Raw genomic sequence first — 11,860 nt, forward strand, 5'->3', positions numbered from 1 at the left:
TGGCGCGAGGCGGTAACCAGACCTCATTCGGACGGATCTGTGAAGCACGTCACAGCCTGTGGCCGGCATGTCCGCTAAACATCCCCCAGCACTCGCAACGACGCGAGAGCACGAGAAGGCATTGGGTGGTCTTGCCGGTCATGACACAGGAAGCTGCAGCCGAGACGACACCGCGGGAAAGGTCCGACCTGTTCGGCCTCACGCTGCTCGCAACCATCGGCATCGTGATGCTGGCCTGGATTGGCGGCCTGGTCTGGGGCGCGATGCTGTTCTTCAACTGGCTGGTGTCTTGACGCGCGGACCCCGCGCTAAAACAGAAGCTGCACGGCCTGCGCCAGCTTGATCCCACCGCAAACGATCATGGCCCACAGCGCCAAGCTGATCTGGATTGCATCCAGCATGTCCCACGTCCCCGCGAATCGTGTCCCGACGTTTTTTCTTTTGAGACTTGCCTGAGGCGGCAACGAGCGCCAGCGCTATTTTGAGGCAATTGTTGTGCGGCGCCGAACGTGACGGGCGCGTCAGCACCAAGCAAACAGGCGCACCGGCGCCCAACAAAAAAGGCGGGCCTGCGCCCGCCTCTTCGTTCTCAATCTCGGCCGCGCAAGCTCAATAGCACGCGCGCGGATCAGCCTGCACATACTGACCGTTCGGATAGCGGTAGTAGCAATTGCCCTGGGCCAGATAGTAACCGGGACGCGAGGCCGCCGTCGCGCCGGCAATCGCGCCGGTGGCGCCGCCGATCACGGCGCCCGCGGCCGCGCCCGAGGCGTTGCCCGAGATCAGGCCGCCGAGCACGCCGCCGACGATGGCGCCGCCAAGCGCGCTTGCGCCGGGATCAGCCGGCGGCGGAGGCGGTTCGTAGGCAACCGGCGGCGGCGCGGGCGCATAGGCCACCGGCACGTCGTCGTAATAGTCCTCGGAAATGTAGCTGGGCGGACCTTCCATCCGCTGCGGATAATAGTACCAGACGCCACCGACGTCCCACCACCAGCCGGAGCGGCCGTTGTGGACCTCGTGGCGCCAGCGCCCGCCCTCCCAGGCGAGATGGCCGCGATAGGCATGACCGCCCCAGTCGCGCGCCGGTGCGGGGCCCCTGGCGTAATTGCGTCCGGGCGGCGGACCGCCGGCATTGTGCGGGCGGGGACCGGGGCCGGCCTGGGGCGGGGCGCCGGGCTGCGGCGCAGGGCGGACCGCCTGCTGCTGCGGCGGAGGTCCCTTGCGCATGTTCTGGGGCGGCGCGGCTGCGCCCTGCCCCGGCTGGCCGTCGTGGCGCGGCGGGCCTGCATCCTGCGCCTGCGCCGAGGCGGCGAGCAGGGACATGGCCGAAACCAAGGGAATGATGATCTTCATGCGGCTGGACGCACTCATGCGTGCTGGACCCCTACTCTCTCGCTTGCCGTGTTGCCTCGCGCGATAGACGATTCGCCTCGCGCCAGGGTGATGCCGGCTGACATAACTGACCTGCTTTGATCGGCTAAGTCCCGTTACAAATGATTAAGATCACGGCTATTTTTCGGCTTCAGCGGATCGTCCGAGAGCACCTCTAGCGGGCCGGCTCGATCACGCTGCAATTGCGCCGCCCCGACATGAGGCAGTCCTGCATCTTGCTGGCGGCGGTGAGATCGCGGGCCAGCCACCAGCCGATGCCGAGGATCACAATGGCGATGACGAGGCCGGCGATGGCGCCGCGGCGGTTGCCACCGGACTGAGGTTTTGACGGAGGTTTGGGTTTCTCACCCGTCGCGGGGTTGGCGTCGGGCTTGGTTTCAGGCTTGGACATGGCGAACCGATCACGGGGACGCCCTGCGCTTTATCAGCTCTGCGACGTGGCGTCACATCACGTCAGCCGCTCAGCCCCGAGTCGGGCGGATCGCATCCTTGCGCGAGGTTTCGACGGCCGGGATCACCTCGCGGGCCCGCGGTGCGCAGGTCGTAACCACGAATGCGGTCTGGGTGCATTCCCAGTCCGCGCCCAGCACGGCGCTCTCGATCGGCTGCGGACGCGCCAGCAGCAGGGTGGCGCCGGCCAGCGCGGCCGCCGCGAGGGTGAATGCGAGCGCCTTCAGGCTCAGTCTGGAGATCGTCATGCCCGTGCTCCGGCTCGTGGGCGAACGCTAGGCGCCGCCTGGACGGTCCCATATAAGGGACATCACAATTCGGCAGTTTTTCCGGAATACGAGAGATCGTCGGGGGCGGCGATTTTTCGTCTACCTGATCGGCTGCAATATCTGTGGCTTTGCGGCGCGCGTGGATGTACACGCTTCTGCGTCGCGCGGCGCCTGCTATGCCCAGCCGACGTACCAACACGCGGTTATGTAGGATCGAAAGCGAGGAAGACAAGGCTCGTCGATGAGTGGATTCAGGGAACCCGGTTTTGCAGACCGGCAGAAAGCGGCACAGGACGCCCGCAAAAATCTTTTGAACAAATTCAAATCGCAGCCCGGGCCGGACGATCCCGCGGTGGCGGCGAAGCGCGCCGAGCGCGAGGCCCTCGCAGCCAAGCGCGCCGAGGCCAAGGCCGCGCGCGAAGCCGAAAAAGCCGAGCAGAAGCGTCTCGAGGAAGAAGCCAAGGCCGCGGAGGCCGCGCGCATCGCGCGCGAGGCGCAGGAAGCCATGGAACGCCAGGCTGCGCTCGAGGCCGAGCAGAAGGCCAAGCGCGACGCCCGCTACGCGGCCCGCAAGGCCAAGCGCAAGTAACGCGCGCAAGCCACGTTCAATTGAATTTGCGCTGAGAGACCATATCCGGGGCGGCCGATGCGGCCGCCTCCGGATTTTCAGCGCGCGTTCGCAGCGCCTGATGGCGGAAGATCAGTTCTTCTTCATCATCCCGTCGTCTTTCTTCATCCCGTCCTTCGACATGTGATCCTTCTTCATGCCGTCGTCCTTGGACATGGCGTCCTTCTTCATGTGGTCCTTGGACATCGTGTCCTTCTTCATCATGCCGTCGTCCTTGCCCATCTTGTCCTGGGCGAAAGCGGCCGGCGCGAGCGCGAGGCCAAGCGAGACGACGGCAGCCGAGACGCCGAGCGCGATGCGGGTACGAATGGTCATGGATCATCTTCCTTCGAGATGGTGTTTGTCAGCGACGGACGCCGCTATTTGATTTCGACGGACCGGCCGCCAGCGTTGTTACGCCGGCGCCGATAAATTTCTGCGGGCTGCCCTCCACGCATTCGCCGCAATCACCATCGCGCATGGGCCCGCCCGTTGAGCGACCAGTGTGCAGCGCAGCAAGGCGGAGCCCTTGCCGCGGCATTCGGTCTCGAACTATCAGATGAGAGAACATGGCTGAAAGACCGGGTAGGATGGGCCTCTGCACCGGTCTCAAAGCCTCGACCAAACCTTACCAACAAGAACCATGCGAAGAAACGCTCAAGGGGATCACACCATGCTCACGCGCCGTCACCTGATCGCGACCGCCGTCGCCGCTCCCGCCATCTTGCGCTTCGGCGCGGGCACCGCGCATGCCGCGACCACGCTGAAGATCTCGCATCAATTCCCCGGTGGCACCATCGACAAGGGTGACTTCCGCGACAGGCTCTGCCGCATGTTCGCGGCTGAAGTCAGTAAGCGCAGCAATGGCGACATCGCCGCCGAGATCTATCCGAACTCCTCGCTGATCAAGACCAACGCGCAGTTCTCCGCGATGCGCAAGGGTGCGCTCGACATCTCGCTCTACCCGATGCCCTATGCCGGCGGCGAATTGCCGGAGACCAATATCGGCCTGATGCCGGGTCTCGTCACCAACTACGACCAGGGCATGCGCTGGAAGAAGGAGCCGGTCGGCAAGGCGCTGACCGACTTCCTCGCCGACAAGGGCATCATCCTACTCTCCTGGGTCTGGCAGGCCGGCGGCGTTGCCAGCCGCTCCAAGCCGATCGTCGCCCCCGAGGATGCCAAGGGCATGAAGGTGCGCGGCGGCTCGCGCGAGATGGACATGGTGCTGCAGACCGCCGGGGCCTCGGTGCTGTCGGTGCCCTCGAACGAAATCTACGCGGCGATGCAGACCGGCGCCTGCGATGCCGGCATCACCTCCTCCACCAGCCTGATCTCGTTTCGCCTCGAGGAGGTCGCCAAGTCGCTGACCTCGGGCGCCGGCGCGTCCTACTGGTTCATGCTCGAGCCCTTGATGATGTCGAAGGCAATCTTCGACAAGCTGCCGAAGGCTCAGCAGGACGTCCTGCTCACGGTGGGCCAGGAGCTCGAGGCCTTCGGCCGCAAGGGCGCGCAGGACGACGACGTCGAGGTCGCCAAGGTCTATGAGAAGGCCGGCGCCAAGGTCTCGGCGCTGGATGCGGCGACCGTCGGCAAGTGGCGCGACATCGCCCGTGACACCGCGTGGAAGGATTACGGCGCCAAGACCGCGACCGCCGCTAACCTGCTCAAGCTCGCCACCGACGTTGCGGCATGAGCCACGGTCCGCTTCCGGATCGTGACGACCGCGCCAACGCTGCCGCAGGCACGGGCCTTGCGGCGGCGATCGATCGTGGTCTCGCCATCCTCAACAGCATCATCGTCGTGTTCGCCGCGCTCGCGCTGGTCGCGGCCTGCGCCATCCTGAGCTACAGCGTGCTCAGCCGCGCGCTGTTCAAGGCCGCCAATTACTGGCAGGACGAAGCCGCCGTGTTCCTGCTGGTCGGCGCCACCTTCATGACGGCCGCCTATGTGCAGCAGAACCGCGGCCATATCGGCATCGAGGCCTTCGTCGGCCTGCTCTCGCCGCTGGCGAACAAGATCCGGCTCTGGCTGGTCGACGTCGCGACCTTCCTGTTCTGCGCCTTCTTCACCTGGAAATCCTGGACGCTGGCCCATGAGGCTTATGTCGACGGCCAGGTCTCCAACTCGATGTGGTCGCCGCCGCTCGCCATTCCCTATTCGCTGATGGCGCTCGGAATGAGCCTGCTCTGCATCCAGATCCTCGTGCAGCTTGCGCTGCCTTTCGCGGGAGCCAAACCTTTTGCAGGAGCCAAGCGTCCATGAGCGTGTTCGGTATCGGCGTTGCCTACGGAATCGCGACGCTGCTCGTGATGTTTTCCGGCATGCCCATCGCATTCGCGCTCGGCGCGGTCGCCGTCGTGTTCATGGGCATCTACATGCCCGCGGCGTCCCTCGATACGGTGACGCAGAACGTCTACGAGGAAATGGCCTCGATCACGCTGTTATCGATTCCGCTCTTCATCCTGAAGGGCGCGGCGATCGGCAAGTCGCGCGCCGGCCAGGATCTCTATTCGGCATTACACGCCTGGCTGCATCGCGTGCCCGGCGGCCTCGGCGTCGCCAACGTGTTTGCCTGTGCGCTGTTCGCAGCGATGGCGGGCTCCTCGCCCGCAACCTGTTCTGCGATCGGCTCGGCCGGCATCCCCGAGATGCGCAAGCGCGGCTATTCCGGCGGTTTTGCCGCCGGCATCATCGCGGCCGGCGGCACGCTCGGCATCCTGCTGCCGCCCTCGATCACCATGATCCTGTTCGCAGTCGCTGCCGAAAAATCGCTCGGCCGGCTGTTCCTCGCCGGCATCGGGCCCGGGCTGCTACTGGTCTCGCTGTTCGGCTTCTACGCGGTGTTCCGCTTCCGCCAGGAATATGCCGCCGCCGAAGCGATCTACAAGAATGGCGGCCCGGAGGCGGCGATCCTCGCGCGGGACGAATACACGCTGGCCGAACGCTTCAGTGTGCTGCCGCGCGTGATCCCGTTCGTGCTGCTGCTGACCGGCGTCATGATCGCGCTCTATGGCGGCTTCGCCACGCCGTCGGAAACCGCCGGCCTCGGCGGCCTCCTGGCGCTGGCGCTGATCGCCGCGATCTACAGCGTGTGGCGGCCGGGCGACCTCGCGCCGATCATGAAATCGACCATCCGGGAATCGACCATGCTGATGATGATCATCGGCATGTCGCTGCTCTATTCCTACGTGATGAGCTATTTGCACATCTCGCAGTCCGTCGCCGAAGCCATCGTCGCGATGCATCTGCCGCGCTGGGAGCTGCTGTTCGCGATCCTCGTCATGGTCGTGGTGCTCGGCTTCTTCCTGCCGCCGGTGTCTATCATTCTCATGACTGCGCCGATCATCCTGCCGCCGCTCCGCGCCGCCAATTTCGACATCATCTGGTTCGGCGTGGTCATGACCATCGTGATGGAGATGGGCCTGATCCATCCCCCCGTCGGCCTCAACATCTTCGTCATCCGCAACGTCGCGCCCGATATTCCCCTCAGCGAGGTGATCTGGGGCACACTTCCGTTCGTGCTCCTGATGATGCTGGCGGTGCTGCTGCTGTGCTTCGTGCCGGGGATATCGACCGCGCTGCCCGACCTCGTGATGGGGCCGGACGGGAGCAGGTGATGCGCATTACGATCTATGAGCCGGTGCCCATTGACCCAATTGGTCAGCACTGGCTTATCGATCCAATGGCCTTCGCCACGAAATGGACGGTCTTTGCCCTGTGGCTCGTGGCGCCATTTATCGGGGGCCTGCTCGCAGGTCTGATATTCAACCGGGTCATCACCCGGCGCGGTTGGCGGACCAACATCATTCCCGTTTGGGCCATACCAGTGATGTTCGGCACCCTCGCCTACGTCGTGGCACCGGCGTTGCTGTTTATCGTGCTCTCCACGTTCGTGCATTTTCAACCGCTTGCGATTTTCGCGGGACTGGCATTCGCACTGTTCTACACGTGGCCGATCTGGTTGCTGATGGGGCCGGTGACTTTCATCTACATCAATTATCTCAAGAACCGCCGGAAGTGGTTGAGAGACTCGACCGTGGCCTACCTCTCGATCATTGCCTTGACGTCTGAGTGCGCCTTTCTGTGGTTCTGGGACTTGTTTGGTCGTACATCGCCCTCTTATTGAGCCGTGGTCCCGTAACCACGCTGCCGTAGGGTGGGCAAAGCGCAGCGTGGCCACCTTCTGCCGATGATTTGAGAAAGGACGTGGGCACGGCGCAAGAGCGCCTTTGCCTACCCTACGAAGCGCGAACTTACTCGCCCTTGCGGCGCGGCTTCGGCGCCATCGCTTTGCCAGCCACCACCTGCAACAGATCCTTGCGTACGGCTTCGATGTGCCGCTCCAAAAACCGGCAGGCCTCCTCGACCTTCTGCGCCCGGCACAGCGCGATCAGATGGGCATGCTCCTTCTCCGCAATGCCCATCGCCTTGGTGTTGGAGAGCTGGAGGCGCGTGTAGCGGTCGCTGGTCTGGAGCAGCGACAGCACGATCGCGCGCGTGCGCGGCTGCGGGGCGTGCATATAGAGCGCCATGTGGAAGTCGGCGTTGAGCTGGCCCCAGTCGCTGACATTCTTCGCCTTGATCGCCTTCTCGAATTGACTGTGGATGTCGTCGAGGCCATCGAAATCCTGCGCGGAGAAGTGCGGCGCGGACTGCGCCAGCAGCCGCGGCTCCAGGATGCAGCGCAGGTCGAACACGTCGTTGATCTCGTCCAGCGATAGCTCGGAGACGATGGCGCCCTTCTGCGGCACGATCCGCACCAGGCCTTCGGCCTCAAGCTGGAATAGCGCCTCGCGCACGGGAATGCGGCTGACGCCATAGGCATCGCCGAGCGCGTCCTGGCGCAGCTGCGATCCCGCCGGATAGGTGCCGTCGAGGATCGCCTGCCGGAGTTGATCGACGATCGCAGCCGACAGCGTGCGATGCTTCAGGGGCTGTTTCATCTGACCCTTCTGTTGTCCTTCCCGACTCATCGGCCGACGCGGTCTCTCTCTTGCATGGCGAGGCGCCCGGCAAAAGCCAAATGGCGACCCAGTCCACCTGCCCAGCAAACGCGCGCCCTGCCGCTGAAATGACCGCAATCTGCATTTGACACCCCAAATGTATAAATTATACATTTGACCTTAGCACGACAATTCTCAGGGGTTGGGGCCTCTTTCATGATCGAGCAGACGATGCGGGCCACGCGCGCGCTCAGCCTCCGACGTACGATCGTCCGGATGTCCAGTGGCCTGCTCGCGGTCGAGCGCGTCGCGCTGATGGGCCTGATGTACCTGCTCACCGGTCTGATCCTGGTGAACGTCGTCACCCGCTATGCGCGCTTCCCGATCTACTGGATCGACGAATCCGCGGTCTATTGCGTCGTCTGGCTGACCTTCGTCGGGGCCTCCGCGATGACGCGGCTGCGGCTCGATTTTGCAGTTACGATGCTTACCGAGCGGCTCTCGCCGCAGCACCAGAAGATCGCAAAGGTGATCTCGACCGGGCTCGTCGTCGTGTTCGGCATGGCGCTGATCGTCACCTGCGTGCTCTGGATGGACCCGATCGGACTTGCGCGCGCCGGCTTCGACGGACGCAAGCTCGCAGCGGAAACCTTCAACTTCATCTACACCGAGCACACCCAGACGCTGAATTGGCCGACCTGGGTGATGTACCTGACCCTGCCGATCTTTGCGGCCTCGATGACCATCCACGGGCTCGCCAACCTGCTGGAAGACCTCGAGCTGGTCCCGCGTACGCCGCCGAAGGGGTTCCAGCTCTCCGAGCTCGACGGAGTCAACTGATGATCACGTCAGCAGCCTTCATGGCTTTCATGCTGGTCGGCGTGCCGATCGGCCTCTGCCTCTGCCTCGCAGGCCTCGTCTACATCGCCGCATCCGGCAATCCGGTGCTATTCCAATCCTATCCGCTGCAACTGTTTGGCGGCGTCGACAGCTACGGCCTGATCGCGATCCCGCTCTTCATCCTGATCGGCGAGATCATGAATGGCGGCGGCATCACGCGCCGCATCGTCGACATGGCGATGGCGTTCATCGGCTCGCTCAAGGGCGGGCTCGCCTACGTCAACATCCTCGCCAACATGTTCATCTCCTCGATCTTGGGCTCGGCCACCGCGCAGGTCGCGATCATGGCCCAGATCATGGTGCCGGAGATGGAGAAGAAGGGCTATGACAAGACCTTCGCGGCGGGCCTCACCGCCTATGGCGGCATGCTCGGCCCGATCATCCCGCCCTCGGTGATGTTCGTGGTCTACAGCGTACTGGCGCAGGTCTCGGTCAGCGACATGCTGATCGCCGGCATCGTGCCCGGCGTCATCCTCACGGTGATGTTCTGCCTCGTCATCGCGCTGATGGGATACATCTACAACTATCCCCGCGCCGACTATCAGACGCCGCGCCAGCGCGTCATGACCATCCTGCGGACGTCCCCGACGTTGTTGATCCCGATCGTGATCGTCGGCACTATCCTGAGCGGCCTCGCCAATGCGACGGAATCCGCCGCCGTGGGCGCGGTGGCGGCCGCGCTCGTCGGAAAATACTGGACGAAAGAATTCGAGTTCTCGCAGCTACCGCAGATGATGCTGCGCAGCGCGATCTATTCTGCGATCGTGCTGTTCCTGGTGGCCGCCGCGGCCGTGTTCTCCTGGGTCCTCATTTTCGGCAAGGTGCCGCAGGAAACCGCCGCCTGGATCCAGACCGCGGCCAAGGATCCGATCAGCTTCATGCTGATCTGCAACGTCATCCTGCTGGTGATCGGCACCGTGATCGACGGCATTCCCGGCTTGATCATGACCGTGCCGATCCTGCTGCCGGTCGCCACCGACGTCTATCACATCGATCCCCGGCATTTCGGCGTGGTGGTGGTGATCAATCTCGTGCTTGGCCTTTTGTCGCCGCCGGTCGGGCTCTGCTTCTTCGTCGCGGCCGCCGTCACCGGCGCCAAGCCCGGCAAGATGTTCATGGTGACGCTTCCGTTCTTCGTCATCTCCTGCGTCCTCCTGGTGCTGCTCTCGCTGTATCCCTCGCTCTCGCTGATCCTCGTCAAATAGGCCCGTTCAAAAGGAAGCCCGACCATGCCGCTTTCACGCCGCCGCTTTCTCGCCGCAAGTGCCGCCGCCTCGGTGTTCGCGCCATCGCTGGCGCTCGCCCAGGCCAAGGAATTTCGCCTCGGCCTGATCACGCCGAACGGCCATTCCTGGAACAAGGCCGCGCTGAAATTCGGCGACGAGCTCAAGGCTGCGACCGGCGGCCGCCTGACCTTGACCGTGTTCCACTCCGGCCAGCTCGGCAACGAATCCGCGATGATGCAGCAATTGCAGTCCGGCGCGCTCGACATGGGCTTCATCCAGGCCGCCGAGCTCGGTTCGCGCGTGCCGCACATCGCCGCGATCAACGCGCCCTACATCGTCCGCTCGACGCCGGCGGTGGCGAAATTCGTCCGGCTTCCGGCAGCGGTCAAACTGTTCGAGGTGCTGCCGCAGGAGACCGGCACCATCGGCCTCGGCTGGGGCATCACCGGCATGCGCGCGGTGTTCTCATCGAAGGACCTGAACTCGCTCGCCGACATCAAGGGCATGAAGCTGCGGATCAACCCGACGCCGGTCTATCGCGATTTCTATTCGTCGCTCGGCGCAGCGCCGACGCCGATCCCGACGCCGCAGGTGTTCGACGCCATGGCCAACGGCCAGGTCGACGGCCTCGAGGCCGATCTCGAATTCTCCTGGAACCAGCGCTTCGACAAGGTCTCCAAGGTGATCCTGCAGATGAATGCGGTCTTCATGCCGATGGCCGCAGTCGTCTCCGGCCGGGTCTGGCAGACGCTGTCGGCCGCCGACCGCGAGCTGATCACCAAGACGATCAAGACCACGCTGGACGCGCAGATCGACGAGCTCGCCGGCAACGAGCCCGCGTTGATCGAGAATTTCAAGAACGCGCCGATCCCGATCCGCCAAGTCCCGGCCGGCGATACCGAAGCGGTCATTGCCGAGTTCGACAAGCTCTGGCTGCCCAAGGCCCCCGTCCTCGCCGAGCTGCGCAAGGTCGGCGCGACGCTCTGAACCCACCCGCCATCCTCTTCACCACAGCCGGCGGACCCAGCCCCCCGCCGGCGTTTCCATCTGGAGAAATTTCATGAGCCGCCGCGTTTCCTGGGAAGGCGTCTTCCCGGCCGTCACCACGCAATTTTTCGACGATCTCTCGCTCGACATCGACGCGACCGCCAAGGTGATGGATGGGTTGATCCGTGACGGCGTCTCCGGCCTGATCGTCTGCGGATCGGTCGGCGAGAACACCTCGTTAGAGCGCAAGGAGAAGGTCGCGATCATGGAGACGGCGAAGTCGGTCGCAGCCGGCCGCGTGCCCGTGCTGTGCGGCATCGCCGAGTTCACCACGGCCTTCGCGGTCGAGACCGCCAAGGAAGCCGCGCGCGTCGGCATCGACGGCGTGATGGTGATGCCGGCCTTGGTCTATTCGTCGAAGCCGCACGAGACCGCCGCGCATTTCCGCGCAGTCGCCTCCGCGACTGACCTGCCCGTGATGCTCTACAACAATCCGCCGATCTACAAGAACGACGTCACCCCCGATATCCTCGCCTCACTCGCCGACGTCGAGACCGTCGTCTGCTTCAAGGACTCCTCTGGCGACACGCGCCGCTTCATCGATACCCGCAACATGGTCGGCGACCGCTTCGTGCTGTTCGCCGGCCTCGACGACGTCATCGTCGAGAGCGTCGCGATGGGCGCCGTCGGCTGGGTCTCCGGCATGTCGAACGCCTTCCCGCGCGAGGGCGAGACGCTGTTCCGTCTCGCCAAGGCCGGCCGCTTCGCCGAGGCCATGCCGCTCTACGAATGGTTCATGCCGCTCTTGCATCTCGATGCGCGCCCCGACCTCGTCCAGTGCATCAAGCTGTGCGAGCACATCATGGGCCGCGGCACGGCATTGACGCGCCCGCCGCGCCTGGCGCTGTTGCCGCAGGAGAAGGCCGAGGTCGAGGCCATGATGGCCAAGGCGCTCAAGAACCGGCCGCGGCTGCCCGATGTGGGCCTGAAGGCGGCCTGAGCACAGGTCCGGTAGGGTGGGCAAAGCGAAGCGTGCCCACCATCTGCCTCGATCATGTAAAGATCGTGGGCACGGCGCTACGC

General features: G+C 64.4%; 15 protein-coding genes. 10 read left to right on the top strand and 5 right to left on the bottom strand.

The features are described from left to right. The first annotated feature begins 140 nt into the window (after nt 1–140). The gene (locus HYH08_RS27425; protein ID WP_220012943.1) at nt 141–293 is read left to right on the top strand and encodes a hypothetical protein; all 153 of its coding nucleotides are present in this window, start codon (nt 141–143) and stop codon (nt 291–293) included. Nucleotides 294–609: 316 nt separating this feature from the next. Here the strand turns inward: HYH08_RS27425 and HYH08_RS27430 are convergent, their stop codons facing one another. From HYH08_RS27430 to HYH08_RS27440, 3 genes are all read right to left on the bottom strand, one after another. Next, on the bottom strand, nt 610–1,371 hold the full coding sequence (locus tag HYH08_RS27430) for a hypothetical protein (RefSeq protein WP_220012944.1): 762 nt from the start codon (nt 1,369–1,371) through the stop codon (nt 610–612). A 175-nt stretch (nt 1,372–1,546) separates the two neighbouring features. Further along, nucleotides 1,547–1,783 (bottom strand): DUF2273 domain-containing protein, encoded by a 237-nt coding sequence (locus HYH08_RS27435; RefSeq protein WP_220012945.1) that lies wholly within the window; start codon nt 1,781–1,783, stop codon nt 1,547–1,549. 70 nt (nt 1,784–1,853) lie between these two features. Beyond that, nucleotides 1,854–2,090, bottom strand: a complete 237-nt coding sequence (locus HYH08_RS27440; RefSeq protein ID WP_220012946.1) for a hypothetical protein — start codon at nt 2,088–2,090, stop codon at nt 1,854–1,856. 262 nt (nt 2,091–2,352) lie between these two features. Between HYH08_RS27440 and HYH08_RS27445 the strand changes: the two genes are divergently transcribed. After that, nucleotides 2,353–2,700, top strand: coding sequence for a DUF6481 family protein (locus HYH08_RS27445; protein ID WP_220012947.1), 348 nt, complete (start codon nt 2,353–2,355; stop codon nt 2,698–2,700). A gap of 111 nt (nt 2,701–2,811) precedes the next feature. Here HYH08_RS27445 and HYH08_RS27450 read toward each other — a convergent pair whose 3' ends face one another. Continuing rightward, a complete protein-coding gene (locus tag HYH08_RS27450; RefSeq protein WP_220012948.1) occupies nt 2,812–3,054 on the bottom strand; it encodes a pentapeptide MXKDX repeat protein in 243 nt (80 codons plus the stop codon). 337 nt (nt 3,055–3,391) lie between these two features. On the opposite strand from HYH08_RS27450, the gene HYH08_RS27455 reads away from it, so the two are divergent. The 4 genes from HYH08_RS27455 to HYH08_RS27470 are packed head-to-tail and all read left to right on the top strand — an operon-like array spanning nt 3,392 to nt 6,847. Further along, nucleotides 3,392–4,414 carry a TRAP transporter substrate-binding protein gene (locus HYH08_RS27455; RefSeq protein ID WP_220012949.1) on the top strand — a complete coding sequence of 341 codons (1,023 nt, stop codon included), beginning with the start codon at nt 3,392–3,394 and terminating at the stop codon, nt 4,412–4,414. Further along, nucleotides 4,411–4,983 (top strand): TRAP transporter small permease, encoded by a 573-nt coding sequence (locus tag HYH08_RS27460; RefSeq protein WP_220012950.1) that lies wholly within the window; start codon nt 4,411–4,413, stop codon nt 4,981–4,983. The genes HYH08_RS27455 and HYH08_RS27460 overlap by 4 nt, the downstream gene beginning before the upstream one ends. Then, nucleotides 4,980–6,338: a TRAP transporter large permease gene (locus HYH08_RS27465; RefSeq protein WP_220012951.1), complete on the top strand. Its 1,359-nt coding sequence runs from the start codon at nt 4,980–4,982 to the stop codon at nt 6,336–6,338. Before HYH08_RS27460 ends, HYH08_RS27465 begins: the two co-directional genes overlap by 4 nt. Beyond that, entirely contained in the window at nt 6,338–6,847 is a 510-nt protein-coding gene (locus HYH08_RS27470; RefSeq protein ID WP_220012952.1) for a hypothetical protein, read from the top strand. The genes HYH08_RS27465 and HYH08_RS27470 overlap by 1 nt, the downstream gene beginning before the upstream one ends. Nucleotides 6,848–6,974: 127 nt before the next feature. Here HYH08_RS27470 and HYH08_RS27475 read toward each other — a convergent pair whose 3' ends face one another. Then, nucleotides 6,975–7,664 (bottom strand): GntR family transcriptional regulator, encoded by a 690-nt coding sequence (locus HYH08_RS27475; protein WP_220012953.1) that lies wholly within the window; start codon nt 7,662–7,664, stop codon nt 6,975–6,977. 231 nt (nt 7,665–7,895) lie between these two features. Between HYH08_RS27475 and HYH08_RS27480 the strand changes: the two genes are divergently transcribed. The 4 genes from HYH08_RS27480 to HYH08_RS27495 all read left to right on the top strand — a co-directional run bounded on the left by HYH08_RS27480 (nt 7,896) and on the right by HYH08_RS27495 (nt 11,777). Then, complete coding sequence (locus tag HYH08_RS27480; RefSeq protein ID WP_220013027.1) at nt 7,896–8,504, top strand: TRAP transporter small permease; 609 nt, start codon at nt 7,896–7,898, stop codon at nt 8,502–8,504. Then, the gene (locus tag HYH08_RS27485) at nt 8,504–9,769 is read left to right on the top strand and encodes a TRAP transporter large permease (protein ID WP_220012954.1); all 1,266 of its coding nucleotides are present in this window, start codon (nt 8,504–8,506) and stop codon (nt 9,767–9,769) included. Before HYH08_RS27480 ends, HYH08_RS27485 begins: the two co-directional genes overlap by 1 nt. Before the next feature lie 24 nt (nt 9,770–9,793). After that, nucleotides 9,794–10,777, top strand: coding sequence for a TRAP transporter substrate-binding protein (locus HYH08_RS27490; protein ID WP_220012955.1), 984 nt, complete (start codon nt 9,794–9,796; stop codon nt 10,775–10,777). Between the two features lie 73 nt (nt 10,778–10,850). Further along, complete coding sequence (locus tag HYH08_RS27495; protein WP_220012956.1) at nt 10,851–11,777, top strand: dihydrodipicolinate synthase family protein; 927 nt, start codon at nt 10,851–10,853, stop codon at nt 11,775–11,777. Nucleotides 11,778–11,860 lie beyond the last annotated feature (83 nt).

It is taken from the genome of Bradyrhizobium sp. BR 10289 (assembly GCF_019455385.1).
In the GTDB taxonomy this organism is placed as follows: Bacteria; Pseudomonadota; Alphaproteobacteria; order Rhizobiales; family Xanthobacteraceae; genus Bradyrhizobium.